The sequence below is a fragment of the Curtobacterium sp. L6-1 genome, assembly GCF_018885305.1.
Taxonomy (GTDB): Bacteria; Actinomycetota; Actinomycetes; order Actinomycetales; family Microbacteriaceae; genus Curtobacterium; species Curtobacterium aetherium.
This window is the reverse complement of the sequence record NZ_CP076544.1, coordinates 2,546,050-2,571,118: the sequence shown is the minus strand read 5'-3', so window position 1 is coordinate 2,571,118 and position 25,069 is coordinate 2,546,050. Positions and strand designations below refer to the sequence as shown.

At 72.1% G+C, this 25,069-nt stretch carries 25 protein-coding genes; 16 read left to right on the top strand and 9 right to left on the bottom strand.

Annotated features, from left to right (window positions below):
* Positions 1–18: 18 nt before the first annotated feature.
* The 8 genes from KM842_RS11785 to KM842_RS11750 all read left to right on the top strand — a co-directional run bounded on the left by KM842_RS11785 (position 19) and on the right by KM842_RS11750 (position 6,848).
* Entirely contained in the window at positions 19–957 is a 939-nt protein-coding gene (locus tag KM842_RS11785; RefSeq protein ID WP_216258584.1) for a hypothetical protein, read from the top strand.
* Positions 954–1,403, top strand: a complete 450-nt coding sequence (locus KM842_RS11780; RefSeq protein ID WP_216258582.1) for a phage holin family protein — start codon at positions 954–956, stop codon at positions 1,401–1,403. The genes KM842_RS11785 and KM842_RS11780 overlap by 4 nt, the downstream gene beginning before the upstream one ends.
* Positions 1,403–2,008 carry a DUF3618 domain-containing protein gene (locus KM842_RS11775; protein WP_253206115.1) on the top strand — a complete coding sequence of 202 codons (606 nt, stop codon included), beginning with the start codon at positions 1,403–1,405 and terminating at the stop codon, positions 2,006–2,008. Before KM842_RS11780 ends, KM842_RS11775 begins: the two co-directional genes overlap by 1 nt.
* A 149-nt stretch (positions 2,009–2,157) precedes the next feature.
* The gene (locus KM842_RS11770; protein ID WP_216258580.1) at positions 2,158–2,850 is read left to right on the top strand and encodes an HAD family hydrolase; all 693 of its coding nucleotides are present in this window, start codon (positions 2,158–2,160) and stop codon (positions 2,848–2,850) included.
* A gap of 52 nt (positions 2,851–2,902) precedes the next feature.
* The gene (locus KM842_RS11765; protein WP_253206114.1) at positions 2,903–3,385 is read left to right on the top strand and encodes a GNAT family N-acetyltransferase; all 483 of its coding nucleotides are present in this window, start codon (positions 2,903–2,905) and stop codon (positions 3,383–3,385) included.
* 76 nt (positions 3,386–3,461) lie between these two features.
* Positions 3,462–4,085: a TetR/AcrR family transcriptional regulator gene (locus KM842_RS11760; RefSeq protein WP_216258578.1), complete on the top strand. Its 624-nt coding sequence runs from the start codon at positions 3,462–3,464 to the stop codon at positions 4,083–4,085.
* Positions 4,082–5,800, top strand: coding sequence for an MDR family MFS transporter (locus KM842_RS11755; protein WP_253206113.1), 1,719 nt, complete (start codon positions 4,082–4,084; stop codon positions 5,798–5,800). Before KM842_RS11760 ends, KM842_RS11755 begins: the two co-directional genes overlap by 4 nt.
* 112 nt (positions 5,801–5,912) lie before the next feature.
* Positions 5,913–6,848 (top strand): Ppx/GppA family phosphatase, encoded by a 936-nt coding sequence (locus KM842_RS11750; protein WP_216258576.1) that lies wholly within the window; start codon positions 5,913–5,915, stop codon positions 6,846–6,848.
* A 66-nt stretch (positions 6,849–6,914) separates the two neighbouring features.
* Here the strand turns inward: KM842_RS11750 and KM842_RS11745 are convergent, their stop codons facing one another.
* Positions 6,915–7,517, bottom strand: a complete 603-nt coding sequence (locus KM842_RS11745; RefSeq protein WP_216258574.1) for an antibiotic biosynthesis monooxygenase — start codon at positions 7,515–7,517, stop codon at positions 6,915–6,917.
* A gap of 233 nt (positions 7,518–7,750) precedes the next feature.
* On the opposite strand from KM842_RS11745, the gene KM842_RS11740 reads away from it, so the two are divergent.
* Positions 7,751–8,281, top strand: a complete 531-nt coding sequence (locus KM842_RS11740; protein WP_216258573.1) for a hypothetical protein — start codon at positions 7,751–7,753, stop codon at positions 8,279–8,281.
* Between the two features lie 42 nt (positions 8,282–8,323).
* Here KM842_RS11740 and ku read toward each other — a convergent pair whose 3' ends face one another.
* On the bottom strand, positions 8,324–9,415 hold the full coding sequence (ku, locus tag KM842_RS11735) for a non-homologous end joining protein Ku (protein WP_216258571.1): 1,092 nt from the start codon (positions 9,413–9,415) through the stop codon (positions 8,324–8,326).
* A 94-nt stretch (positions 9,416–9,509) separates the two neighbouring features.
* Between ku and KM842_RS11730 the strand changes: the two genes are divergently transcribed.
* The 4 genes from KM842_RS11730 to KM842_RS11715 all read left to right on the top strand — a co-directional run bounded on the left by KM842_RS11730 (position 9,510) and on the right by KM842_RS11715 (position 13,983).
* On the top strand, positions 9,510–10,040 hold the full coding sequence (locus KM842_RS11730) for a hypothetical protein (RefSeq protein ID WP_216258568.1): 531 nt from the start codon (positions 9,510–9,512) through the stop codon (positions 10,038–10,040).
* A 150-nt stretch (positions 10,041–10,190) separates the two neighbouring features.
* Positions 10,191–11,081, top strand: a complete 891-nt coding sequence (locus tag KM842_RS11725) for an SDR family oxidoreductase (RefSeq protein ID WP_216258567.1) — start codon at positions 10,191–10,193, stop codon at positions 11,079–11,081.
* Positions 11,078–13,633 carry an ATP-dependent DNA ligase gene (locus KM842_RS11720; RefSeq protein ID WP_437124530.1) on the top strand — a complete coding sequence of 852 codons (2,556 nt, stop codon included), beginning with the start codon at positions 11,078–11,080 and terminating at the stop codon, positions 13,631–13,633. The genes KM842_RS11725 and KM842_RS11720 overlap by 4 nt, the downstream gene beginning before the upstream one ends.
* Positions 13,634–13,782: 149 nt before the next feature.
* Positions 13,783–13,983 (top strand): hypothetical protein, encoded by a 201-nt coding sequence (locus KM842_RS11715; RefSeq protein WP_216258562.1) that lies wholly within the window; start codon positions 13,783–13,785, stop codon positions 13,981–13,983.
* 54 nt (positions 13,984–14,037) lie between these two features.
* On the opposite strand, the gene KM842_RS11710 is transcribed toward KM842_RS11715, so the two are convergent.
* The 5 genes from KM842_RS11710 to KM842_RS11690 form a co-directional block, all read right to left on the bottom strand.
* Positions 14,038–14,217 (bottom strand): hypothetical protein, encoded by a 180-nt coding sequence (locus KM842_RS11710; RefSeq protein WP_216258560.1) that lies wholly within the window; start codon positions 14,215–14,217, stop codon positions 14,038–14,040.
* Complete coding sequence (locus KM842_RS11705) at positions 14,210–15,190, bottom strand: sugar phosphate isomerase/epimerase family protein (RefSeq protein WP_216258558.1); 981 nt, start codon at positions 15,188–15,190, stop codon at positions 14,210–14,212. Before KM842_RS11705 ends, KM842_RS11710 begins: the two co-directional genes overlap by 8 nt.
* 159 nt (positions 15,191–15,349) lie before the next feature.
* Positions 15,350–16,033, bottom strand: a complete 684-nt coding sequence (locus tag KM842_RS11700; protein ID WP_216258556.1) for a fumarylacetoacetate hydrolase family protein — start codon at positions 16,031–16,033, stop codon at positions 15,350–15,352.
* Positions 16,030–16,497, bottom strand: a complete 468-nt coding sequence (locus KM842_RS11695) for a GtrA family protein (RefSeq protein WP_216258554.1) — start codon at positions 16,495–16,497, stop codon at positions 16,030–16,032. The genes KM842_RS11700 and KM842_RS11695 overlap by 4 nt, the downstream gene beginning before the upstream one ends.
* Positions 16,498–16,567: 70 nt before the next feature.
* Complete coding sequence (locus tag KM842_RS11690) at positions 16,568–19,042, bottom strand: phosphoketolase family protein (protein ID WP_216258552.1); 2,475 nt, start codon at positions 19,040–19,042, stop codon at positions 16,568–16,570.
* 206 nt (positions 19,043–19,248) lie between these two features.
* Here KM842_RS11690 and KM842_RS11685 point away from each other — a divergent pair, with 206 nt between their 5' ends.
* A complete protein-coding gene (locus KM842_RS11685; RefSeq protein ID WP_216258550.1) occupies positions 19,249–19,929 on the top strand; it encodes an ABC transporter substrate-binding protein in 681 nt (226 codons plus the stop codon).
* 117 nt (positions 19,930–20,046) lie between these two features.
* On the opposite strand, the gene KM842_RS11680 is transcribed toward KM842_RS11685, so the two are convergent.
* Positions 20,047–20,652, bottom strand: coding sequence for a DnaJ family domain-containing protein (locus KM842_RS11680; protein ID WP_216258548.1), 606 nt, complete (start codon positions 20,650–20,652; stop codon positions 20,047–20,049).
* Positions 20,653–20,747: 95 nt separating this feature from the next.
* Between KM842_RS11680 and KM842_RS11675 the strand changes: the two genes are divergently transcribed.
* On the top strand, positions 20,748–21,809 hold the full coding sequence (locus tag KM842_RS11675) for a sodium:calcium antiporter (protein ID WP_216258547.1): 1,062 nt from the start codon (positions 20,748–20,750) through the stop codon (positions 21,807–21,809).
* Between the two features lie 54 nt (positions 21,810–21,863).
* Here the strand turns inward: KM842_RS11675 and KM842_RS11670 are convergent, their stop codons facing one another.
* A complete protein-coding gene (locus KM842_RS11670) occupies positions 21,864–23,681 on the bottom strand; it encodes a glycoside hydrolase family 15 protein (RefSeq protein WP_216258546.1) in 1,818 nt (605 codons plus the stop codon).
* 177 nt (positions 23,682–23,858) lie between these two features.
* On the opposite strand from KM842_RS11670, the gene KM842_RS11665 reads away from it, so the two are divergent.
* Positions 23,859–25,025: an RtcB family protein gene (locus KM842_RS11665; protein ID WP_216258545.1), complete on the top strand. Its 1,167-nt coding sequence runs from the start codon at positions 23,859–23,861 to the stop codon at positions 25,023–25,025.
* The last annotated feature ends 44 nt before the right edge of the window (positions 25,026–25,069 follow it).

Genomic DNA, 25,069 nt, shown 5'->3' with positions numbered 1-25,069 from the left:
AAGACCGGAAGGCCGACCATGACCACGAACCCACCCGGGAACGACTCCGGGACGCCCATCCACGACGCCACGGCTGCCGCCGAGGGTCACGAGATCCACCCCGGCGTCACGGTGCCCTCCTACGCGAGCGGGACCCCCGTCGAGCGCCCCTCGGGCTTCGACGACCTCGAGCCGCTCGACGCCGAGCCGCTGGACGCGATCCCCGCCGACACCCAGCTCCCCGCCGGCACCGCGCCGATCGGCAGCCTGTCCGCCACCTCGACGAGCTCTGCGGGTCACGCCGACTCCGGCTCCGACTCGAGCGGCGGCAAGGCCAAGGCCGACGCCGCGAAGGGTGCCGCCTCGGACGTCGCAGGTGACGCCAAGGAGAAGGCTGCCGACGTCGCCGGCACCGCCAAGGAGCAGGCTGCGAACGTCGCCTCCGAGGTGTCCGACCACGCTCGCCAGCTCTTCGGCCAGGCGTCGGGCACCGTCAAGGACCAGGCTGCCGACCAGCAGCAGAAGGCCGCCAGCGGTCTCCGTACCATCGGCGACCAGCTCGGCAAGATGGCCGACAACGACGACGAGCAGGGCCTGGCGGCGAAGGTCGTCCGCGACCTGTCGAACCGTGCCGGCTCGTTCGCTGGCTACCTCGAGGGCCGCGACCCAGGTTCGCTCGTCGACGAGGTGAAGTCGTTCGCGGCTCGCCGTCCGGGCACCTTCATCGCGATCGCCGCCGGCGCGGGCATCCTCGCCGGGCGTCTCACCAAGGCGCTCACGACGGAGATCAAGCACGAGAAGGAAGCCGAGGCCCGCAGCGCGACCGCGACTTCCGGCACCACCGGCCACGACGCCCCGACGAGCACCACCGGGTACGACACCACCGGCCTCGGCACGACGGGGACGACCGGGCTCGGCACGACGGGCACCACGGGCACGACCGGCACCGGGACCACCGGGACGGGGCCGCTCGTATGACCGATCCGTTCCCCGGCGCGTCCGGTCGGACGGTGCCCGGACAGCCGACCCCCCAGGAGCGCGCCGCGACGACGCCGCTCGGTGAGCTGCTCTCCGAGGTGTCCCGTGACCTCTCGACGCTCTTCCGCCAGGAGGTCGCGCTCGCCAAGGCCGAGCTGACCGACTCCGCGAAGAAGGCGGGCAAGGGTGCCGGCATGTTCGGCGGGGCCGGCGTCACCGGCCTGTTCGCCCTGCTGTTCCTGTCGATCGCCGCATGGTGGGGCCTCGGCTACCTCATCGGCAACGCCTGGTCCGCAGTGATCATCGCCGTCGTCTACGCCATCGCCGCCGCGATCCTCGCCTCGCGCGGTCGCAAGGAGATCAAGCAGATCAACGGTGCCCCGCAGACGGTCGAGACCGTCAAGGAAGTCCCCGAGACACTCAAGCCCAACACCGGGAGGAACTGATGAGCACCCCAGACGAGATCCGCGCCGACATCGAGCGCACCCGTGGCGCACTCGGCTCGGACGTCGACGCCCTCGCCGACAAGGTGAGCCCGTCGCAGATCGCCCACCGCCAGTCCGAGAAGGTCAAGGGCAAGTTCCAGGACGTCCGTGAATCGGTGATGGGTGCTGCCGGCAGCGCTCGCGACTCCGTCATGGGCGCAGCCGACTCGGCCCGCTCCAGCGTCTCGGGCTCCGGCTCGGACGCCGTCGGTTCCGTCAAGGACACCGCGTCGCGCGGGGTCGAGAAGGCCAAGGGCAACCCCCTCGCCGTCGGCCTCACCGCCTTCGGTGTCGGCTGGCTCGCGTCGTCGCTCCTGCCGTCCTCCACCAAGGAGGAGGAGCTCGCCGGTGAGCTGAAGGACAAGGCCGCACCGCTCGTCGACAAGGCGAAGGAGCAGGCCAAGGAGGCCAGCGCCCCGCTCGTCGACGCCGCCAAGGAGCACGCGCAGGACCTCAAGGGCACCGCGCAGGACGCGGCCCAGACGGTCAAGGACGAGGCGCAGGGCGCCGCGTCCGACGTCAAGGACCACGCGCAGTCGTCCGCGGACGACGTCCGCAACGCCTGACGCGCACCTGCACCACGTCCCCCGGGACGGACGGGAGGCCCGGTACCAGCTGGTACCGGGCCTCCCGTCCGTCGTGGGGTCGCCACGCGATCCGACCCCGCAGGGTGACCCTGGACCGACGGTCGCCGGTGGCGGAGCAGGGTGGACGCATGCCCGACACCCCCACCACCGCCGTCCTGTTCGACATCGACGGCACGCTCGCCGACTCGAACTACGCCCACATCGACGCCTGGTGGCGGGCCTTCCGGGCGGTGGGGGAGTCGGTCGACGCGTGGCGGGTGCACCGCGCGATCGGCATGGACTCGTCGATGCTCCTCGAGGACCTGCTGCCCGACGCGTCCGACGAGGTCCGCGACACCGCGAAGCAGTTCCACACCGCGTTCTACTCGGAGCACATGCCCCAGCTGCGGCTGCTGCCGGGCGCCCGCGAGCTGCTCGCCGCGGTCGCTGCCCGGGGCCACGCCGTCGTGCTCGCCACGAGTGCGCCGCAGAACGAACTCGACCGCCTGCTCGACCTGCTCGACGCCGACGAGTGGGTCAGCGTGGTGACGAGCGGCGAGGACGTCGAGCAGGCGAAGCCGGACCCGGGCATCGTCCGGATCGCGCTCGAGCGGGCCGGTGTCGACGCCGACCACGCGGTCATGGTCGGTGACGCGATGTGGGACGTCGAGTCCTCGGGACGTGTCGGCGTGACCTGCATCGGCGTGATGACGGGCGGCATCGGCGGCGACGAGCTCCGCGGTGCCGGTGCGGCAGCGGTCTACGACGACGCGGCGGCACTGCTCGCCGACCTCGACGACAGCCCGATCGGCGCACTCGAGGCCGGGTCGGCGATGTCCTGAAACCTGCCCTGCCGGAGGCCGAGCGCTCCCGGCAGTGCCAAGATGGTTCCTCGTGATCACCATCGAACGCGTCCCCTGGGAAGACCCGCGCGGTGTCGCGCTCCGCGCCACCATGGACGAGGAGATGCACGAGCGCTACGGCGACGGGAACCCGGGCGAGGCGCCCGAGGTGAGCGCCGAGCGCAACCGCGTGCTGGCGGTCGACCCGTCGAGCGTCGTGACCTCCCTGCTCGCCGTGGACGAGGACGGCACGGTGCTCGGGCACATCGCGGTCCGTCGCCTCGGGGACGAGATCGAGCTGAAGCGCCTCATCGTCCTCGCCGCGGCGCGGGGCAAGGGTGCGGCGACGGCGCTGCTCGACGAGTGCGCCCGGGTCGGTCGCGAGCAGGGTGCCGAGCGGTTGATCCTGCAGACCGGGGACAAGCAGCCCGAGGCCGTCGCGCTCTACGAGAAGACCGGGTGGGACCGTATCGACGTGTACGAGCCGTACGCCGAGACGATGCCCTGGTCGTACTGCTTCGCGAAGACGCTCTGACTCCGCTGCCGGTCGCCTCGCTGGGAATCTCCCACGCTGAATTGCACTGTCCGCTCGGGAGTGCAATTCTTGCTCGGTGAGCACCGCTGAACGTACCCGCGCCCTCCGGCGACGCATGGTAGCCGAGGCCCGTCGCGCCGTCGTCGACGGAGGGCTGCAGGGCTTCACGATCGAGAAGCTCTGCGAGCGCGTCGGGGTGTCCCGCCGGACGTTCTTCAACCACTTCGCGTCGAAGGAGGACGTCGTCCTCGGCATCGAGCTCAACGCCGACACCGACATGCTCGCCGCCTTCGCCGCCGGCGCCGTCGTGCCCGCAGGACTGGCTCCGCTGCCGTCCGTGATCGCGCTCGTCATCGAGCAGCTGCACGTCGCCGGCATCGACCGTGCCGACGAGGCCCTGGTGCGCCGGGTCTTCGAGCGCGAACCCGCCCTGACCGCACGGTTCCTGTCCGCCACCGACGCGCAGATCGCGAAGGTCGCCGACGCCGTCCGCCAGCGCTTCGCCTGGACCGACCCGACGGACCCGCGCGCCCGACTCGTGTCCGAGGCCGCGGTGGGCGTGCTCCGGGTCAGCGCGGGCGTGTACTTCGCCGACGACTTCGACGAGACGTCCGGGCCGCGGTTCGACGAACTCCTCGACACCAACCTCCGCCTGATGACGGCGGCCATCACCACTCCCGACCAGGAAGGCACCTTATGAGCGCATCCGCGCCGAGCACCGCGCGCCGGGGGCGTCAGCAGCCCGACGGCCCGCTGCTCCTCACGCAGCGTCGCATCTGGATCATCTTCTCGGCGCTCATCGCCGGCATGCTGCTCTCCAGCCTCGACCAGACCATCGTGTCGACCGCGATGCCGACCATCGTCGGCGAGCTCGGCGGTGTCGCACACCAGGCGTGGCTGACGACGGGGTACCTGCTCGCGTCCACCATCGTGATGCCCGTCTACGGCAAGTTCGGCGACGTCCTCGGGCGCCGCAACCTGTTCCTCATCGCGATCGCGCTCTTCACCATCGCGTCGGCCGGGTGCGCCTTCGCCGGTGACTTCACCCAGCTCGTCGTGTTCCGTGCGATGCAGGGCCTCGGCGGCGGTGGCCTGATGATCCTGTCGCAGGCGATCATCGCTGACATCGTCCCGGCGTCGCAGCGTGGCAGGTACCTCGGGCCGCTCGGCGCGATCTTCGGCCTGTCGGCCATCGGCGGCCCGCTGCTCGGCGGGTTCTTCGTCGACCACCTCACCTGGAACTGGGCGTTCTACATCAACATCCCGGTCGGCATCGCAGCGTTCTTCGTCGCGTGGTTCGCGCTCACGCTGCCGAACAAGAAGGCGACCAAGCGCATCGACGTGCTCGGCGTGCTGTTCATGTCGGCGGCCACCACGTGCCTGGTGTTCTTCTCGGAGTTCGGCGGCAGCAGGGACCACGGCTGGGACGCCCCGGAGACCTGGGCGTGGTTCGCGGGCCTCGTCGTGTCCGCCGCGCTCCTCGTGGTCGTCGAGTCGCGGGCGCAGGACCCGGTCCTGCCGCTGTCGTTCTTCCGGAACCGCACCTTCCTGCTGGCCACCGGCATCGGCCTCGTGCTCGGCATCGGCATGTTCGCCGCGATCGGGTTCGTCCCGACGTTCCTGCAGATGGCGTCCGGCACCTCGGCCGCGGTCTCGGGTCTGCTGATGCTGCCGATGATGGTGGGCCTGATCGGCACCTCGATCGCATCCGGCAACCTCATCACCAAGACCGGCCGCTACCGGAAGTTCCCGATCATCGGCACGGTCCTCGTCGCCGTCGCGATGCTCGCCATGACACAGCTCGCAGCGGACACCCCGATCTGGCTGATCTGCGCCTACCTGTTCGTCTTCGGCGCCGGCCTCGGGCTCATCATGCAGGTCGTCGTGCTCGTCGCACAGAACGCCGTCCCCGCCGAGCAGGTCGGTACCGCCACCTCGACGAACAACTACTTCCGAGAGGTCGGTGCCTCCCTCGGGACAGCCGTGTTCGGTGCGCTCTTCACCGCGCGACTCACGACGTCGCTGACCGACGTGTTCCGCGGAGCCGGCGGCTCGGCAACCGACGCGGCATCGTCGGCGGGCAGCATCGACCCCGCGACCGTGGCGAAGCTGCCCCCGGCGGTGCAGGACGGCATCGTCGACGCGTACGCCGACTCCCTGGCACCGGTGTTCTGGTACCTGCTGCCGTTCATCGCGGTGGCGTTCCTGCTCGCGCTGTTCCTGCCGCAGATCACGCTGTCCGACACGGCCGGCATGGTCGCCCGTGGTGAGGCGGTCGGCGGCGCCGAGGCGGACGAGCTCGACCGGGCCCAGCGTGCCGGGACGCGCGGCACGACGACCGCGGAGGACGCGGTGCCGGCGGAGCCGGTCGGCTCGACGACCGGGTCCGTGCCGACGGCCCGTCGCGACGACTAGCGGCCTGTCGGTACCCCGGCCGGCCCACCGACCGGCCGGGGCCGACGGAGTGGCGGTGTGCCGTGCCTCCCGGCCGTTCCACGCGGCGCGGGAGCGCCACTAGCGTGGTGGCATGCGCGTCGGAGTCCTCGACATCGGTTCGAACACCGGTCACCTGCTCGTCGTCGACGCCCACGGGGGTGCGGCGCCGCTGCCGGCGTCCTCGTTCAAGCAGGCGCTGCGGCTCGCCGAGCACCTGGACGACCGGGGTTCGGTCACGCAGGTCGGGATCGACGCGCTGACCGACTTCGTCGCGCAGTCCGTCCGCGTCGCCGAGGACCGCGGGTGCGAGGACATGCTCGGCTTCGCGACCTCGGCCGTCCGCGACGCGGTCAACTCCGACGCCGTGCTCGCCCACGTGCAGGAGCGGACCGGCGTCGAACTCGCCGTGCTCTCCGGGTCCGACGAGGCCCGCCTCACCTTCCTGGCCGTCCGCCGCTGGTTCGGGTGGTCCGCCGGACGCCTCGCCGTGTTCGACATCGGCGGCGGATCGCTCGAGATCGCCGGCGGCGCGGACGAAGCGCCCGACGTCGCGTGGTCCATGCCGATCGGCGCCGCCCGGCTCGCGCGCTCGTTCGCCGCCACCGGCACGCCCTCCGAGGACGACGTCCGGCGCATCCGCCACGAGATCCGGGTGGAGATCGCCCGCGACGCCGGTCGGCTGCTGCGGTCCGGGGCGCCGGACCGGGCGGTCGCGACCTCGAAGACGTTCCGGTCGATCGCCCGGATCTGCGGCGCGGCACCGTCCGCGGCCGGGGCGCTCGTCCCGCGGGTGCTCGACGGGGCGGTCCTGCGCGAGAAGCTGCCGTCGCTGCTCACCATGGGCGTCGACGAGCTCGTGACGCTGCCGGGGGTGTCCCCGAGTCGGGCGCACCAGGTCGTGCCGGGAGCGCTCGTCGCCGAGGCGTGCCTGGACATCTTCGACCTGCCGTCGCTCGAGATCTGCCCTTGGGCGCTCCGGGAGGGCGTCATCCTCGAGCGGCTCGACCAGCTGTCGGTGCTCGGGTAGGACCCTCCGGGACGCCGCGGTCGGGCCGTCGTCGAGGCCGAGCGCCCGGGCTGCGCCGGCCCCGGGTCAGGCCCGGGGCGGCGCCAGCAGCCACGGGCGGATGAGCTTCGTGACGAACGGCAGCACCCAGAAGGTCATGATCGGCGTCAGCACCAGCGTCGTGATGAGCACCCGGGGCAGCGCCGCGAGGCCCGCGAAGGACGGCAGGAGCCACCCGACCAGGACCGTGAACACGAGGTTCACCGGGAAGAACCCGAGCCAGATGCTCACGGCCTGCTTCCACCGCGGGGGAGCGGTCGACGCCGGAGCGTCCTGCGGGACGTCGAACCACCCCTCGATGCCGGTGCGCTTCTCGATCCGCGACTCGACGACGAGGTCCCGGCCCAGGTCGAGCCACCGCAGCCGGTCGTCGGAGTTCTCCCACGTGGTCAGGGAGTCGTGGTCGGCGAACCGGTAGAGCATGTGCCACTCCCGTGACCGCGCGGTCGAACGCACCCATCCCGAGCCGAGGAATCCCGGGTAGCGGTTCGCGAGGTTCACGCCGGACTGCACCCAGCGGGTGACCTCCGGGATGCGGTCGGGTTCGACGAGGCGGGTGATGGACACGGTGACGGGCGGGCCGGCGGTCTCGGGTGACGATTGCAGGCTCCCTGGCTCTTGTGGAGTCATTCGTCCAGTGTCGCGCCGGTCGTGTTACACGCGCATGTCGGCGGCGGGACCAGGCGCCCGTCGTCGGGACGCCGGGCCGCCCGGCAGTCGCCGACGGGCCTGAGGAGATCCTCGCCTCCGCTCCACCGACGTCCCAGGCGAGGTCGGCACGATCGAGGACGACCACAGCGCCGACCACCGCGACGGCGGCCCACCCGGACACGAGACCCCGCCACCGCCCAGGGAGGAGCCCCATGCCCACCGAACACACCCACACCCCGACTGACACCGCCCGGTCCGCCGACGTCCCCCGTGCCACGGTCGCCGTCCCGCTCGGCCGCCCCGTCGCCGTCCTGGCCCTCCGCTACACCGCGATGTACGGCCCGAAGCCCTTCGACGAAGCGCTCCTCGCCCTGCTCGACAACGGGACGTACAAGATCCTCTCGCCCGGCGAGGACCACCACGGCTGCCACGTCTCGGCGACCGACCCGTCCGGACCCCTGCGGCACGTCGCGTTCATGTCGTGGCCGTCCATCGACTGGGACAGCAACGTGGCGGCACACACCCTGACGTTCGACGGTGACACCGGAGCGTTCATCCAGGAGCTCCGCCTGCCCGGCGACCCCGTCCCACGGGCGCAGCACGGCTTCGCGGTCGCGGTGCCGGACCCGGCACGGTTCGACCTGGAGGCCCGCTGGCCAGCACTCCGCTCGGCGCACGCCGACGTGTTCGACCGGCTCCGCGTCCTGGCGGCCGCGCCGGGGCGCGACCGCACGACGGACTGAGCGCCGATCGGACCGCGCGCACGACGGAGTGGCCGCTGGTCCTCAGCCCGCGCGCTTCTGCGCGGCGGCGGTCTTCCGAGCGGGCGACTTCTTCGTCGGCGCCTCCTCGGCAGCCGATCCCTTCGCGGAGGCCTTCGCCGTGGTGGTCTTCCTCGCCGGTGCCTTCTTCGCCGGGGCCTTCTTCGCCGGTGTCTTCTTCGCCGGGGCCTTCTCGGCCGGTGCCTTCTCCGCGGGGGCCTGGTCCGCGTCGTCACCGGACGACGACGACCGCGACCCGGACGACGACGACCGCGACCCGGACGAGGACCGAGCGCCGGAGGACGAACGCGACCCCGAGCCTCCCGTCCGCTTCTTGTCGACGGATGCGCGCAGCGCAGCCATCAGGTCGATGACGTCCCCACCCGTGTCGTCGTCCTCGTCGGCCGTGTCCTCGCCGAACGTGGCCGCCGTGTCGACGTCGTCGCCGGCCTCGAGCTTGGCGTCGATGAGCTGCTGCAGCTCCTCCTGGTACTCGTCGGTGTAGCGGTCCGGGTCGAAGTCCGTCGACATGCTCTCCACGAGCGAGGACGACATCTTCAGCTCGTTCGCGCTGACCTTCACCGAGGTGTCGAGGGCCTTGAAGTCCGCCGCACGCACCTCGTCGCCCCACAGGAGCCCCTGCAGCAGCAGCACGTCGTCGTGCACGCGGAGGACCCCGAGCCGAGTCTTCTGCCGGAGCGTGAACTGCACGATCGCCAACCTGTCGGTCTGCTCGAGCGTCTTCCGGAGCAGCACGTAGGCCTTCGGGGAGCGGGAGTCGGGCTCCAGGTAGTACGTCTTCTCGAACATCATCGGGTCGACCTGGTCGACGGGCACGAACTCGAGCACCTCGATCTCGTGCGACTGTTCCTGCGGCAGCTGCTTGAAGTCGTCCGAGGTGAGCACCACGGTCTTCTCGCCGTCGTCGTAGGCCTTCTGGATGTCGCCGTACTCGACCTCGTGCCCGAGCTCGCAGACCCGCTTGTACCTGATGCGCGCCTTGTCCTCGTCGTGGATCTGGTGCAGGGAGACGTCGTGCGTCTCGGTCGCCGCGTACACCTTGATCGGCACGTTGACGAGCCCGAACGCGATGGAGCCCTTCCAGATCGACCTCATGGGGACATCGTGCCCGTGTCGCTGCGGGAGCGCGTCCAGTTCTGAGGGGATCGGCAGGTGCGGAACGCTCTCCCCAGGCGTACCGTCTCGTCGCATGACGGGGGATCAGCCGGAGCGGACGGACGACGACCGACTCGACGCGGTCGCGTGGTGGACTCTGGCGGCGCACGCGGTCCTCGGGGCGCTGACGGGAGTCGGCGTCGGTCTGGTCGTCGACGGGCCGTTCCCCTGGGTGACGGTGGTCGTGCTCGGGGCGGCGCTCGCCGTGGTCCTGCCGGTGGTGCAGCTGCGCCGGTGGTGGGCGCGCGGTGGTCGTGTCGCGGTCCGTGCGACCCGGGGCTGGGTGCAGGACCGCCGCGTGCCGGACGAGGTGCCGGACGCGGTCTGGCGTCCGCGGGTGCGGCAGTACCAGGAGGACGTGGTGCGGGCGCTCGTCGGCACCTGGGCCGCAGCGGGCATCGCCGTGCTCTGGGCTGTCTCCGCCGTCACGAGCGACCCGACGCACTGGCTGCTCGCCGGCCTGTGGGGCGCCGCCTCGGTCGTCGACGCAGCACGCTGGTCCGGGCAGCGGCAGGCGGTCCGACGGCTCCTCGACGCGCCGGTGCGGCCGACGGTGGCGGCCTGACGGGCCGGCGCCTCTTGGCTGACAGGGCCGGTGCCTCCTGGCTGACAGGTCCGGCCGGCGGACCGCAGCAGCCGGGAGGCGCGACCCGCGTCCGCCACGGACCGCGCGCCTCCTGGACCGGCCACCCGGGACCGCGAGCACGATGGGACCATGAGCCAGCTCGACAAGCAGGACCCTCGTGAGCAGTACGCCCGTCCGCCGTTCCCCGCGCAGACGCAGGAGGGCTCCGGACGAGCCGCCGACCTCGACCCGCCAGCCGACCACGGCGAGACGAGCTACCAGGGCACCGGCCGGATGCGCGGACTCCGCGTCCTCGTCACCGGGGCGGACTCCGGGATCGGGCGCGCCGCCGCGATCGCGATGGCGAAGGAGGGCGCGGACGTCGCCCTCACCAGCCTGCCCGAGGAGCTCGAGGACCTCACCGAGGTCCGTGACCTGATCGCCGACCTCGGCCGCACCGCCGTGATGTTGCCCGGTGACCTGACGGACGAGTCCTTCTGCGCGGAACTCGTCAGCTCGGCCGTCGACCAGCTCGGGGGACTCGACGTGCTGACCCTCGTGGCCGGTCACCAGCAGGTGCACGAGGACATCACGCAGCAGAGCACCGAGGACTTCGACCGCACCGTGAAGGTCAACCTGTACTCGCTGTTCTGGCTCACCCGGGCGGCGGTCCCGCACCTGGCGCCCGGCAGCGCGATCGTCACGACGAGCTCGGTCTCGGCGTACGCCCCGCAGGACCGGATGATCGACTACGCGGCCACCAAGGCGGCGATCATCACGTACACGTACGGTCTCGCGCGGCAGCTCGCGGCGAAGGGCATCCGGGCCAACACCGTCGTGCCCGGGCCGGTGTGGACGCCGCTGCAGCCGATCAGCTACCCCGGCGACGAGATCGCGGCCTACGGGCAGGACACCCCGTTCGGCCGACCCGCACAGCCGGTGGAGGTCGCGAGCGCCTACGTCCACCTGGCCAGCCCCGAGTCGTCGTACACGTCGGGGACGACGCTGACGGTGGGCGGTGCGACCGGGATGGCGCTGTGAGCCCGGTGGCGAAGAAGACGACGGTCCAGGTCGGTGACCGTCGCCTCGCGCTGACCAACCTCGACAAGGTGCTCTACCCGGAGACCGGCACCACCAAGGGGCGGGTGATCGAGTACTACGAGCGCATCGCCCCGTGGATGATCCCGCACGTCACCGGCCGTCCGATGACCCGGAAGCGCTGGGCGAACGGCGTCGACGGCGCGGTGTTCTTCGAGAAGAACCTGCCGGACTCCGCGCCGGACTGGATCCGGCACCACACCATCCACCACGAGCACCACGACGTCGAGTACCCCGTCGTCGACGAGATGCCGACGCTCGTGTGGACGGCGCAGCAGGCGGCCCTCGAGCTGCACGTGCCGCAGTGGCGGTTCGGTCCCCGCGGCGGACACCAGGACCCGGACCGGCTCGTCCTCGACCTCGACCCCGGCGAGGGCGTCGGGCTGCCGGAGTGCGTCGAGGTGGCGGTCGCGGCACGCGAGGTCCTGCAGGGCATGGGCCTGGAGCCCTACCCGGTGACCTCCGGGTCGAAGGGCATCCACCTGTACGCGGCCCTCGACGGCCGGGCCACCGCGCAGCAGGTGTCCGAGGTCGCGCACGAACTCGCGAAGGCGCTCGAGCAGGACATGCCGGACCTCGTCCTGTCGTCGATGAGCCGCGCCGAGCGCGCCGGGAAGGTGTTCGTCGACTGGTCGCAGAACAACGGCAACAAGACGACGATCGCGCCGTACTCGCTGCGCGGTCGACCGCACCCGACCGTCGCCGCACCGCGGACCTGGCGGGAGCTGACCGAGCCCGGGCTCGCGCACCTGACCCTCGACGAGGTCCTCGAGCGCATGCCCGACACGAACGACCTGCTGCACCCCGTCGCGGCGGCGTCGCTCGGCGTCGGGCGCGCCGACGCCGGACACTGGGACGGTGCCCGGACCGAGGAGGTCACCGAGCGGGAGCGTGCGGAACGGCAGGAGATGCAGGACCGCCTGTCCACCTACCGTGCCAAGCGCGACGCGACCCGCACCCCGGAGCCGGTGCCGCAGGCGTCGCCGACCGTCCGTACCGACGGGACCCCGACGTTCGTCATCCAGGAGCACCACGCCACCCGGGACCACTACGACTTCCGCCTCGAGCACGACGGCGTGCTGGTGAGCTGGGCGCTCCCGAAGGGCGAACCGACCGACCCCGGCGCGAACCACCTGGCCGTGCAGACCGAGGACCACCCGCTCGAGTACGGCGGCTTCGAGGGGATCATCCCCGCCGGCGAGTACGGCGGCGGCACGGTCACCATCTGGGACGACGGCACCTACGAGCTCGAGAAGTGGCGCGAGGGCGAGGAGGTCATCGTCACCCTGCACGGTCGGACGAACGGCGTCCGACGGCTCGCGCTCCTGCACACGCGCGGTCGTGGTCGGTCGGGGGGCGAGGCGAACTGGCTCATCCACCGGACGAAGGACCAGCCGACGGCGTCCGACAGCGGGGCCGACGAGCGCCCCACCGCAGGGCGGGGCTTCGGACGGTCGTCGGGACGTGCCGACGCCTCCGCGCGGATCGACCGGGCGGCCTCCGCGGCGACCGCACCCGACGAGCGCCGCACCATGCAGGCGTCCCTCCGCACGGGCGAGCCCGCACTCGACCCGGAGCACTGGGCGTTCGAGATGAAGTGGGACGGTGTGCGGGCGCTCGCCACCGTGCGCGACGGGACCGTGCGCCTCCGCAGCCGGAACGGCAACGACCTCACCGACCAGTACCCCGAGCTGCAGGAGCTCGCGGAGCGGGCGGGCGTCGACGGGGTCTTCGACGGCGAGGTCGTCGCGCTCGACGCCCGCGGCCGCCCGTCGTTCCAGCTGCTGCAGGACCGGATGGGGCTGACCAAGCCGCGCGAGGTGGCGGCGGCGCGACGGGAGACCCCGGTGCACCTGTTCCTGTTCGACGTGCTCGAGGCGGACGGACACGAGCTGACCCGCCTCGGGTACACCGCGCGTCGGGAGGCGCTGGCCACGGTGGTCGACCCGGGCGGGGCGATCGAGGTGCCCCCGGAGTCGACGGGCGACCTCGCCGCCGCGGTCGAGGCGTCCCGGGAGCGCGGGCTCGAGGGCGTCGTGGCGAAGAAGCGCTCGTCGCGGTACGTCGAGGGTCGGCGCTCCGAGTCGTGGCTGAAGCTCAAGCACCACGCCACGCAGGAGGTCGTCGTCGGCGGGTGGAAGCCCGGGGCCGGCCGCCGCGAAGGGGGCATCGGGTCGCTGCTGCTCGGCATCCCCGGGGACGAGGGCCTCGAGTACGTCGGGAAGGTGGGGACCGGCTTCACCGACCGCGACCTCGACGCGATCGCCGACGTGCTCGGCGCCATCGGCCGCGACGACTCCCCGTTCGTCGACGTCCCGAGAGCCGACGCCCGTGACGTGCACTGGGTCGCTCCCGAGCGGGTCGCCGAGGTCGAGTTCGCGGAGTGGACCGGCGACGGACGCCTGCGTCAGCCCTCGTGGCGCGGGTGGCGCAGCGACAAGGCCCCCGACGACGTCGTCCTGGAGCGTGCGGAGGACGGGGACGACCCGTCCTGACGGGCTCCGGAATCCGCATGCAGCAGCATCGGGTCCGCCCCGGGCGAACTTCCGTCCCCCGTTGTCACCGCAGGTGGGGGACGATCCGGCCGCCCCTGCCCGGCACGCCCGTGTCGGCTGTTACGTTCCTCGGGACGGAAGGACGCGACATGGACGCGAGCAAGTACCTGCCGCCGTTCACGCAGGGGCAGCGCGGAGACGCGCTGGGGGACCCGCGTGGCGAGCAGGGCGCCGCCGGAGGCGCACCCGTCGGTGGGCGGTCGACCGAACGGGAGATGGTGGACGCCGGGGGTGTCACCGACCCGGAGGCCACCTACGCCGACTTCCTCGGCGAGCAGGTCGACGACTGACCGGACCGGGTCGCGGACCGACGCGCTGACGCGCCGGTCCCGACAGGCTCGGTGTCAGGCCGCGGGGGCCGGGCCGTCCGCGGGCGCCGCACCGGACTCGAGCGGCACGTCCTGGCGCGCGGCCTCGCGCTCGTCCGCCTCGCCGGCCTCGGTCGCGGCGGCCTTCGCCTCGTCGATGGCCTCCTGCGATGCCCGCAGCGCTTCGTCGTTCCCGGGGTGTGCCTGATCAGTCATGCCCACCACGGTACGCGGAGGTCGCTGGGCCGGTCCGGCGGGGCAGCGCCACACTCGGGAGGACCGTGCTCCGGGGCTGCTCGTAGTCGACGGCCGAGGTGGGCGCCGTGCTCGTCGGCATCGCGGGAGCCGGTGGGCCGCCGTGCGCGTCGGCGGCGTCGAGCACCGCGCGGGTCGCTGCCGCGGCCGTCCGCAGCGCATCGGCGATCGGCATCGCGCGGAGCGCCGGCGTGCGCACCTCGACACCCCACGGCTCGTCGAAGCCGAGACCACGCACGGTCCGGACGAAGCCGGGCAGGTCCCACGCGCCGGTGCCCGGCAGGTACCGCCCGTCCCGGGACTCGTCGGCCAGGGTCATGCCGCTCGGGGTGTGCAGCAGGCCGTCGGTCAGCTCGACCGCGGCGAGGACCGCGGGGGAGACGCCCTGCGCGATCGACGCCAGCGTCGACCCGCCGCGGAGTGTGTGCATCGCGTCGAGGAGCAGCCCGCCGTTCGGGTGTCCCGCCGCCACGAAGCGTGCGGCCCGTTCCGCCGTGCCCAGGTTCGACCACGGCTCCGGCTCGAGCACGAGGTGGGCACCGACGCCCTCGGCCTGCACGGCGAGCCGGTCCCACGCCTCCGCCATCGTCCCGAGGGACACGGCTGGCACGGCGTGGTCGGCGCGGACGACGACCTGCCAGGCCCGGAGGGTCGCGGCGGCCTCCAGGACCACGCCGCGGTCCGCCTCCTGGTCGCTCCGGCTCGTCGTCGACCACCAGTCGCCGAGCATGCCGAGCTGCACCCAGACCACGCCGGCGTCGTCCAGCATCCGCCGGAGCTCGGCGAGGCCGGTGGTCGCGCGGGCCTCGTGCAGGTCGTCGAGCGACAGCGAGAGCCCCGCGAACCCGGCCCGGGTGACGGCGCGGATGCGCTCGTGGACCGGTTCGCTCCCGGTCCACGTCCACGACGTGGCGAGCAGGTCGTGTTCCTCCACAGGACCACCTCCATGATCCGGACGCGTCCGACCGCTCCGTTGCGGTTGCTGCCCGTCCTGCCTGCGGATCGCCGCGTCGTCCCCGTGCGGCGTTCGAGGTCGGTTCTACGCCGGTCGCCTCCGGACGTTCCCAGCGGGCACGGGTGTCCGCCGCGGACCTCAGACGATGCGCGTCTCCACGACACCGACCCCGTCGATCGCCCCGCGCAGCACCGAGCCCCGCTCGACGGGCCCGACCCCCTCGGGCGTCCCGGTGAACAGCAGGTCGCCGGGCGCGAGGGCGACGGACCGCGACAGTGCGGCGATGGTCTCGGCGACGCTCCAGATCTGGTCGGCGAGGTCGCCCGACTGCCGCATCTCCCCGTCGACGTGCAGCGTGACGGCGCCCGACGCCGGGTCCACACCCGCAGCGGGGACGACCGTCCCGACCGTCGCGGAGTGGTCGAACCCCTTCGCCAGGTCCCACGGCCGACCGAGTCGCTTCGCCTCGGCCTGCAGGTCACGGCGGGTCAGGTCGATGCCGACCGCGAACCCCCAGACGAGTCCGAGCGCGTCCGCCACGGACACGTCCTGGCCACCGCGGCCGAGGGCGACCACGAGTTCGACCTCGTGCTCCAGCCGGTTCGTCCCCGGCGGGTACGGGGTGTCGGCGCTGTCGACGACGACCGCGTCCGCGGGCTTGCCGAAGAAGAACGGCGGCTCGCGGTCGGGATCGTGGCCCATCTCGCGCGCGTGCGCCGCGAAGTTGCGGCCGACGCAGTACACGCGGCGGACCGGGAAGCGCCCGCCGGTGGCGGTCGGGACGGACGGGAGGCTCGGGGCCGGGACGACGAGGTCGGTCACGCGTCCAGCGTGGCAGGCCGGGCGGGGAACACGAAGCGGTTCATCGCCCAGTACCGGAAGCACATCGCGATGAGCGTGCCGATGACCGGCCCGCTGATGAAGTCCGCGAGTTCCTGACCGGCGAGCGAGACGTTCGGGACCGCCAGGCCGAGGACGTACCGCGAGATCCACAGCGGTGCGGAGTTGAGCGCGACGCCGATCAGGCTGACGACGACGAAGAGCAGGACCTCGTGACCGGTGTGCAGCTCGCCGCGGTCCCCGAACGACCACTTCTTGTTGAGGAAGTACGAGACGACCGTTGCGACGACGATGCCGATCGCCAGCGCCGTCACCGGGTGCTGCGGGATGACGAAGAACTTCAGCCCGTAGTTGATGCCCATCGTGATGACGAAGCCGAGCCCGCCGACGACCAGGAACCGGAGGGCGGGGTGCTCCACCACGGACCGGAGCGAGAACGACTGCACCGGCCAAGCGTAGACCGGCCCGGCCGGGCGCCCGCTGACGGGCACGCCTTCCGGACCGGTCGTGGTGCGCTCAGCGACCGGGCGCCGAGCCCTCGCTCTCGCCCTGCCCGGGGTCGCCGCCGGTGCCGCCGTCGGACGCCTCGTCCTGCGGCCAGCCGGTGAACTGCCACGTGGAGACGGCCTCGTGGTCCTCGCCGTTCGTGTAGGCGTACGACTGCGCCGCAGCACGGGCGTCGGTGAGTGCGGCGAGCAGGTCGGCGAACCGGTCGGACCCGTCGGCGACGCGGGTCAGCGCGTCGTGGGCGAGGGCGTAGCGGTCCATCTCGTTGCGCATGAGCATGTCGAACGGCGACGTCGTGGTGCCGCGCTCGAGGAAGCCGTGCACGTGCAGGTCGTCGTGCCCGTGCCGCCGGTAGGTGAGCTGGTGCACGAGCGTCGGGTACCCGTGGAACGCGAACACGGCGGGCGTCCCGGGCAGGAAGAGCTCGTCGTACCGCTCGTCGCTGATCGGGTGCTCGTGCTTGCGCGGGTCGCCGATCGACAGCAGGTCGACGACGTTGACGACGCGGACGCCGACGTCGGGGGCGTGCTGGCGGATGATGTCCGCGGCGGCGACGGTCTCGACGGTGGGGACGTCCCCGGCGCTGACGAGCACGACGTCGACCCGGCCGACCTGCTGCTCGGTGCCGGCCCAGTCCCAGGTGCCGACCCCGGCCGCGGCGTGCGCGACGGCGTCCTCGAGCGACAGGAACACCGGCTCGGGGTGCTTCCCGGCGACGATGACCTCGATGCGGTCCGTCGTCTCGAAGGCGTGGGCGGCGACGGCGAGCAGCGTGTTCGCGTCGGCGGGGAGCTTGATCCGCACGAGGTCCTGCTGCTTCGACGCGACCACGTCGAGGAAGCCGGGGTCCTGGTGCGAGAAGCCGTTGTGGTCCTGCCGCCAGACGTGCGACGACAGCAGGATCGTCAGGTTCGAGACCGGTGCGCGCCAGTCGATGTCGGTCGAGGACTCGAGCCACTTCGCGTACTGGCCGACCATCGAGTCGACGATGTGGGCGAACGCCTCGTAGGTGTTGAACAGGCCGTGGCGACCGCTCAGCACGTACCCCTCGAGGAGTCCCTCGAGCAGGTGTTCGGACAACACCTCGATGACCCGACCGCGGGCGGCCATGTGCTCGTCGCCCGCTTCGCGTCGGGCCCGCCAGACGCGGTCCGTGACGTCGAAGACCGCGTCGAGCTTGTTCGAGATGGTCTCGTCCGGTCCGAACAGCCGGAAGGTGCTCTGGTTCCGCTGCATGAGCGCGGCGATCCACGGGCCGAGCGTGCCGGTCGCCGAGGCGTCCTCGCCGACGGGGACGCCGAACTCCTCGAGGCCCGGCCGGTCGAGCGCGGTGCGGATGCGCCCGCCGTTCGCGTGCGGGGTCGCGCTCATCCGGGTGTCGCCGGTGGGGCGGATGGTCTCGAGGATGCCGATCGGGCGCGCGTCCTCGTCGAACAGCTCCTCCGGACGGTAGGAGCGCATCCACTCCTCGAGCTGCCGCAGGTGCGCGTCGTCGTCGCGGACGTTCGGCAGCGGCACCTGGTGGGCGCGGAAGGTGCCCTCGACCTGCTCGCCGTCGACGACCTTCGGCCCGGTCCAGCCCTTCGGGGTCCGGAGCACGATCATCGGCCAGCGCGGGCGGAGGTCGGTGGCGCCGGCCATCTCACCGGCGGCGGCACGGGCCGCCTGGGCGCGGGCCGCGGCCTGGATGTCGTCGATCGTCGCGAGGGCGCGGCGGAGCGCACCGTCGAACAGGGCGTGCACGGCGAACGGGTCGTGGTCGACACGGCCGGAGTCCACCACGATCGGCTCGTACCCGAGGCCGCGGAAGTACGCCTGCAGGTCCTCGTCGGGGATGCGGGCGAGGATCGTCGGGTTCGCGATCTTGTACCCGTTGAGGTTCAGGATCGGCAGCACCGCACCGTCCGCCACCGGGTCGAGGAACGTGTGTGCCTGCCACGAGGCGGAGAGCGGTCCGGTCTCGGCCTCCCCGTCACCGACGACGCAGGCGACGACGAGGTCCGGATTGTCGAGCGCCGCACCGTACGCGTGCGCCAGCGAGTAGCCGAGCTCGCCGCCCTCGTTGATCGAGCCGGGCGTCTCCGGGGCTGCGTGCGAGGGGATGCCGCCGGGGAACGAGAACTGTCGGAAGAATCGCTGCAGCCCCGCCGGGTCCGGTGTGATGTCCGGGTAGAGCTCGTTCCACGTGCCGTCCAGCCAGGCGTTCGCGTTCATCGCGGGGCCGCCGTGACCGGGACCGCAGATGTACAGCACGTCGCGGTCGGTCTCGGTGATCTGCGCGTTGAGGTGCGCGTAGACGAGGTTGAGCGCCGGCGACGTCCCCCAGTGCCCCAGCAGACGGGGCTTGATGTCGGAGGGTTCGAGCGGCCGCTGCAGCAGCGGGTCGTCGAGCAGGTAGATCTGCCCGACGGTGAGGTAGTTCGCGGCGCGCCACCAGGCGTCGATCGCGCGGATGCGGTCGGTGGACGAGTGCGTCGTGGCCATGCCTCACACGCTACGAGAGGGGCGATCCGGAAGATCCAGAAATCTCCCCAATCCGATCTGCGACCCGCCCCGAATCACTGTCACAAGCCGGGAAACACCCGCAGCGCTCACCAGCCGCACGTTGCTGGTTCTCCACCCCGTCACGGGGTGTGTTCGGCGCGCATCCAATGACCGCGTCGAGCGCGAACAAGCAAAGGAACGAAGACATGCGCAAGTCCCTGAAGACCTCGATCACCCTCGCCACGACCGGTGCCCTCGTGCTCGGCGGCGCCGCGTTCGGTGTCACCGCCGCGAACGCGTCGACCCCGGCCGTGCACACCGTCTCGAGCTCCGAGTCGAAGATCCCCGCCCCGGTCGCCTCGGTGCCCGAGGTCCTCGGCGGCGACACGTCCGTCGCGCTCGACAAGGGCTTCACCGACGCCCTGGCCTCGCTGAAGCTGACCCCGGGCGTCTCGGGTGACGGCAAGCTCGAGGACGGCGCCGTGTCGTTCCCGATCACCTCCGGCTCGGTCACGTACTGGAGCCCGGACGGCAACTACCGCCCCTACGTGCAGGGCCTGCTGAACCACGACGACTCCGGCCTGACCCTCAAGGCCGGCGACACCACCGTCACGCTCGAGAACTTCGTCGTGAACCCGGGCTCCTCGAAGCTCTACGGTGACGTCCTCGTCAACGGCAAGGTCGCCGCGCCGAACGCGTACCTGTTCTCGCTGCACGGCGGCACCCTCAAGCCGCTCCAGCTCGAGGGCGACAACGCCATCCTGACCGGCACCACGGTCCACGTCTCCGACGACGCCGCGAAGCTGCTCAACGACACCTTCAAGACCGACGCCGTCAAGGGTGGCCTGCTCGTCGGCACCGCCACCATCACCGCCCAGATCAAGTAACACCCCCCCGGCGTCACCAGACGCAGCACCACACGAGAACGCCGTCCCGCACCAGCGGGACGGCGTTCCGTCGTCACGGCGGCGACCCCGCGGGGCGGCCGGGAGGCGCGGCGCGGCTCAGGCGCGCCGGCGCCACCAGCGGGACCGTCGGGTCCCGGCCGCGTCGTCGGCCGCAGCCGTCGCGTCGGCGGCGAACCGGGCCTCCCGGCGCTCGCGCCACCCGGCCACCTCGGCCTCGACGTCGCGCATCGGCGTGACGACCGGTGGACCGCCGAGCAGCTGCCGGCGCGCTTCCTTCACCCGGGCGTTGAAGTCGACCAGGACGTCCCGCACATCCGACTCCACCGACAGCGCGTCCAGGTGGTCGTCGAGCTCGGCGTCCTCGGTGCGCAGGGACAGGGCGGGCGGTGCGATGCCGCGGATGTCCTCGCGCTCGATCTTCGCCTTGATCCACCAGTTCGGGTCGTGGCCGCGGTCGAGCCCGGGCAGCGGCTTGCCGTGGTACGGGTTGCCCTCGAACACGCCGCGGCGCTCGGCCTCGGCGATCTGGGCACGGGCGTGCGCGGCGACGTCGGCGGCCTTGAGCAGCCGGCGCTCCTCACGCTCGGCGCGGACCTCGTCCGGGTCGAGCGAACCCCGCTCGACCTCGGCGTCCTCGAGCTGCTGGTAGCGGTACCGTGCGGCCTTCCGCAGGCGGTCCATCCTGGCATCGACGTCGTTCATCGTCCGACCATGATGCGCCCGACCCCTGACGGCGCCGTCCAGCCACTGCGCGCAGGTCCGCGGACAGGACGGCCGGGGCGGTCCATGGTCGGGGTGTGGAATCCCTGCCCCTCTGGTTGCTCGCGCTCGTCTTCGTCGCGGGAGCGGCCGTCATCTGGGTCGCCGGCATCCAGCTCTCGAAGACGACGGACGTGCTCGACGCCCGCCTGCACCTGGGCAGTGCGCTCGGCGGCCTCATCGTCCTGGCCGTCGCCACGAACCTGCCCGAGATCGCCATCACCGTCAGCGCCGGGCTGTCCGGGTCGATCGAGGTCGCCGCGGGCAACATCCTCGGCGGGATCGCGATCCAGACCGTCGTGATCGCCGTGCTCGACGGGTTCGGCAAGCGCGGGAGGGGCGTCCGGCCGATCACCTACCGCGCGGCCTCGCTCACGCTGGTGCTCGAGGCGCTCGTCGTCGTGGCCGTCCTGTCGGTCGTGATCGCCGGCAGCCAGTTGCCGCCGGACCTCGTCGTCGCCCGGTTGACGCCCGACGTCGTGCTCATCGCCGCCATCTGGATCGTCGGGCTCTTCCTCGTGCAGCGCGCCGGCAAGGGACTGCCCTGGCACGAGAGCGGGCACGCGCCCGACGCCAGTCCGCACGACTCCGGCCACCGCACCCGCAAGCAGGACGAGAAGCCGATGAGCACCCGGAAGGCGGCCGTCGTCTTCACCGTGTCCGCGCTCGCGACCCTCGTCGCGGGTGTCGTGCTCGAGCGCGCCGGGGACGCCGCCTCGAGCCAGATCGGGCTGTCCGGGGTGCTGTTCGGCGCGACCGTCCTGGCCCTGGCGACGAGCCTGCCGGAGATCTCCACGGGCCTCCAGGCCGTCAAGCAGGGGGACGACAACCTGGCGGTCTCCGACATCTTCGGCGGCAACGCCTTCCTGCCGGTGCTGTTCCTCGTCGCCACGGTGCTGTCGGGCAAGGCGGTGCTGCCGCAGGCGAACGCGAGCGACATCTACCTGACCGCACTCGCGGCCGTGCTGACGCTCGTGTACGCGGTGGGGCTCGTGTTCCGGCCGCAGCGACGGATCGCCGGGATGGGCGTCGACTCGTTCGTGGTCGTCGTGCTCTACCTGGTCGGCATCGCTGGCCTCGTGGCGATCACCCTGGGGTGAGCGGGCAGGCGCCTGCCCGCGCGCCCGGCACCCTTCGGGCGCCTGCCCGCGCGCTCAGGACCCCTCGGCCGCGACCTCCTCGATCGTCAGCGCCGCCTGGATGAGCGCGAGGTGGGACAGCCCCTGCGGGACGTTCCCCATGAACGACCCGTCCTCGCTGATCATCTCGCTGAACAGGCCGACGTCGTTCGCCTGGTCGACGACGTCCTCCATGAGGGACCGTGCCTCATCGAGCCGTCCGGTGCAGGCGAGCGCGGCCACGAGCCAGAACGAGCACGCGACGAACGGCGACTCCTCGTCCTCGATGCCGGAGTAGCGATAGACGAGCGGCCCGCGCTGCAGCTGCTCCTCGATCGCCCGGATGGTCGAGCGCATCCGCGGCCCCCGGTCGAAGCCCGACATCGCGTGGATGAGGATCGACGTGTCCAGCGCGTCGCTGCCCGGGTACATGACGTAGTGGCCGCGCTCCTCGTCCCACCCGTTCTCGGACACCCAGGTCTCGATGAGCTCGCGGTTCTCGATCCACTTGTCGCGGGGACCGTCGATCATCCCGGCGTCGTGCAGCTCGACCGCGGCGTCGAGGGCCTGCCACGCGCCGATCTTGCTCGTGACGTAGTGCTGCGCGTCCTCGAGCTCCCACATGCCCGAGTCGGCTTCCTCCCACCGGTGGCAGGCGTCGTCGGCGAGTTGCTCGAGCACGGCCGCGGTCTTCCGGTCGAGGACGTTCCCGGCCCGCACGTACTGCCGGAGGATCGCGAAGACGTCCCCCCAGACACCGAGCTGCAGCTGGTTCCCCGCACGGTTGCCGACGGTCACCGGCCCGATGCCGTTCCACCCCGGCACGTCGCGCTCCTCGACCTCGTCGGTCTTCGTCCCGTCCAGGCGGTAGAAGATCGGCATCGTCTCGTCGTGCTGTGCGATGGTGCGCATCACCCAGGACACGGCCGCGTGGGTCTCCTCACGCAGTCCGAAGCGGGTGAGCGCATGCACCGTGTACGCCAGGTCGCGCACCCAGGCGAAGCGGTAGTCCCAGTTCTTCCCGCCGGTGCGGTCCTCCGGGAGGCTCGTGGTCGGCGCCGCCGCGATGGCGCCGGTGGGCGAGTAGATGAGCAGCTTCAGGGCGAGCGCGCTGCGCTGCACCGCGTCGGCCCACGGCCCGTCGTACTCGAACTCCTTCGACCAGTTCTGCCAGTTCTCGATCGTGCGGTCGACGCCGGCGAGGCTCCGCTCCGGCTCCGGCATGAAGATCGGCTCGTCGTGGGTGCCGACGACCGTGAGGATGCTCTTCGACCCGACCGACGTCGAGAACCGCCCCGAGAAGCGGGCGCCGTCCTCGTGCACCGGGTCGAACCCGCGCTCGACGATCGCGATCGTGACGCCGTCGATGCCGATGACCGCGCCGTTGCCGGTGTCCAGGCGCTTCGGCTCCGCGGTCTGCAGGATCGTGCCGGGCACCACCGCCCACTCCATCTCGACCGCGCCCTCGACGCCCTGCACGCAGCGCGCGATCTCCGCCCACGGCAGCCGGCCGGCGACTCCCGTCACCATCGCGTCGGTGACGGTGGCGACCCCGGAGGCCGTGGTCCAGGTCGTCACGAGGACGTTCGTCCCGGGCTCGTACGCACGCTCGACCGTCGCGTCACCTGTCGGGCGGAGGGCGATGTGCCCGCCGTGCTCGGCGTCGACGATGCTCGCGAACACCGGCGGCGAGTCCATCGCGGGGATCGGCAGCCAGTCGATGCGGCCGTCGCGGGCGATGAGGGCCACGGTCCGGCCGTCGCCGATCGCCGCGTAGGAGCGCAGCGGGACGTACCCGTCGGTGCGATCCTCGTTGTCGGTGGCGTCGGGGGTGTCGCGCGTCTGTTCCGGCATACCGCCATGGTGCCCGCCGTGGCTCCGCGTGCCGCGCGCACCACGTACCCCGGGCGTCGGGCGGTGGGCTGCCGTCGGGTGCCCTTGCGCGCGGGCCTCGTCAGGCGGTACGTTCCTCGGTTCTGCCCGGACGGGCGGACCGTCGCTCCGACGCCGTCCGACAGGGACACCACGACCATGCAGAAGATCACGAACCGCCTCCTCTCCTGGGCCTCGATGCTCGAGGAGACCACCGAGCAGCAGGCCCGCACGACGTCCCGGATGCCCTTCGTGTACCCGCACCTCGCGCTCATGCCCGACGCGCACCTCGGCCTCGGCGCCACCGTCGGGTCGGTCATCCCCACCCTCGGTGCGGTCATGCCCGCAGCCGTCGGCGTGGACATCGGCTGCGGGATGATCGCGGTCCGGACGCAGTTCTCCCGCGCCGACCTGCCCGAGGACCTCCGACCGCTCCGCGAGGCGATCGAGCGGGCGGTCCCGCTGTCCGCCGGGGCGACCAACCGGACGGTCGTCGAGACGGCCGTCCCGCGGATCGCCGAGCTCGAGACGCTCGCGGTGCAGGCCGACTTCGACCCCGCCCAGTCGCTCGTCGGGTGGCGGGACCAGCTCGGCACCCTGGGGTCGGGCAACCACTTCATCGAGGTGTCGCTCGACGAGGAGGACCGCGTCTGGCTCTTCCTGCACTCCGGCTCGCGAGGCGTCGGCAACCGGATCGCTCAGCGGCACATCGCCGTCGCGAAGGAGGCGATGCGGCGCTGGTGGATCGACCTGCCCGAGCCCGACCTCGCCTACCTCGTCGAGGGCACCCCGGAGTTCGACCGGTACATCGCCGAGCTGCGGTGGGCCCAGCACTTCGCGCTCCTCAACCGCGAGGAGATGATGGACCGCGTCGTCCGTCAGCTCGCCGAGGTCGTCGGCACCGACGTGCAGGAGCTCGAGCGGATCAACTGCCACCACAACTTCACGCAGCGCGAGACGCACTGGGGGAAGTCGGTGTGGGTCTCCCGCAAGGGCGCGATCCAGGCGGCGGCCGGGCAGCCCGGACTCATCCCCGGATCGATGGGCACGGCGTCGTACGTCGTCGAGGGGCGGGGGGACAAGCCGTCGCTCGAGTCGTCCCCGCACGGGGCCGGCCGGTCGTACTCGCGGTCCGCGGCGCGGCGGACGTTCACCCACGAGCAGCTGCGCGAGGCGATGGCCGGCATCGAGTACCGCGACACCGACGCGTTCCTTGACGAGATCCCGGCCGCGTACAAGCCGATCGACCAGGTGATGGCGGACGCCGCCGACCTCGTCACGGTCCGCCACACGCTGCGGCAGATCGTCAACGTCAAGGGGGACTGAGCGGGGCGACGACGGACGGGAGGCCCGTGGCGGACCCGACCACG

Coding starts and splice junctions, on each gene's coding strand:
- KM842_RS11750 (WP_216258576.1), top strand. CDS start 5,913: ATGCGCGTCGGAGTCCTCGACATCGGTTCGAACACCGGTCACCTGCTC.
- KM842_RS11665 (WP_216258545.1), top strand. CDS start 23,859: ATGCAGAAGATCACGAACCGCCTCCTCTCCTGGGCCTCGATGCTCGAG.
- KM842_RS11785 (WP_216258584.1), top strand. CDS start 19: ATGACCACGAACCCACCCGGGAACGACTCCGGGACGCCCATCCACGAC.
- ku (WP_216258571.1), bottom strand. CDS start 9,415: ATGAGGTCGATCTGGAAGGGCTCCATCGCGTTCGGGCTCGTCAACGTG.
- KM842_RS11740 (WP_216258573.1), top strand. CDS start 7,751: ATGCCCACCGAACACACCCACACCCCGACTGACACCGCCCGGTCCGCC.
- KM842_RS11715 (WP_216258562.1), top strand. CDS start 13,783: ATGGACGCGAGCAAGTACCTGCCGCCGTTCACGCAGGGGCAGCGCGGA.
- KM842_RS11730 (WP_216258568.1), top strand. CDS start 9,510: ATGACGGGGGATCAGCCGGAGCGGACGGACGACGACCGACTCGACGCG.
- KM842_RS11670 (WP_216258546.1), bottom strand. CDS start 23,681: ATGCCGGAACAGACGCGCGACACCCCCGACGCCACCGACAACGAGGAT.
- KM842_RS11775 (WP_253206115.1), top strand. CDS start 1,403: ATGAGCACCCCAGACGAGATCCGCGCCGACATCGAGCGCACCCGTGGC.
- KM842_RS11690 (WP_216258552.1), bottom strand. CDS start 19,042: ATGGCCACGACGCACTCGTCCACCGACCGCATCCGCGCGATCGACGCC.
- KM842_RS11745 (WP_216258574.1), bottom strand. CDS start 7,517: ATGACTCCACAAGAGCCAGGGAGCCTGCAATCGTCACCCGAGACCGCC.
- KM842_RS11725 (WP_216258567.1), top strand. CDS start 10,191: ATGAGCCAGCTCGACAAGCAGGACCCTCGTGAGCAGTACGCCCGTCCG.
- KM842_RS11780 (WP_216258582.1), top strand. CDS start 954: ATGACCGATCCGTTCCCCGGCGCGTCCGGTCGGACGGTGCCCGGACAG.
- KM842_RS11680 (WP_216258548.1), bottom strand. CDS start 20,652: ATGAACGACGTCGATGCCAGGATGGACCGCCTGCGGAAGGCCGCACGG.
- KM842_RS11685 (WP_216258550.1), top strand. CDS start 19,249: ATGCGCAAGTCCCTGAAGACCTCGATCACCCTCGCCACGACCGGTGCC.
- KM842_RS11770 (WP_216258580.1), top strand. CDS start 2,158: ATGCCCGACACCCCCACCACCGCCGTCCTGTTCGACATCGACGGCACG.
- KM842_RS11755 (WP_253206113.1), top strand. CDS start 4,082: ATGAGCGCATCCGCGCCGAGCACCGCGCGCCGGGGGCGTCAGCAGCCC.
- KM842_RS11710 (WP_216258560.1), bottom strand. CDS start 14,217: ATGACTGATCAGGCACACCCCGGGAACGACGAAGCGCTGCGGGCATCG.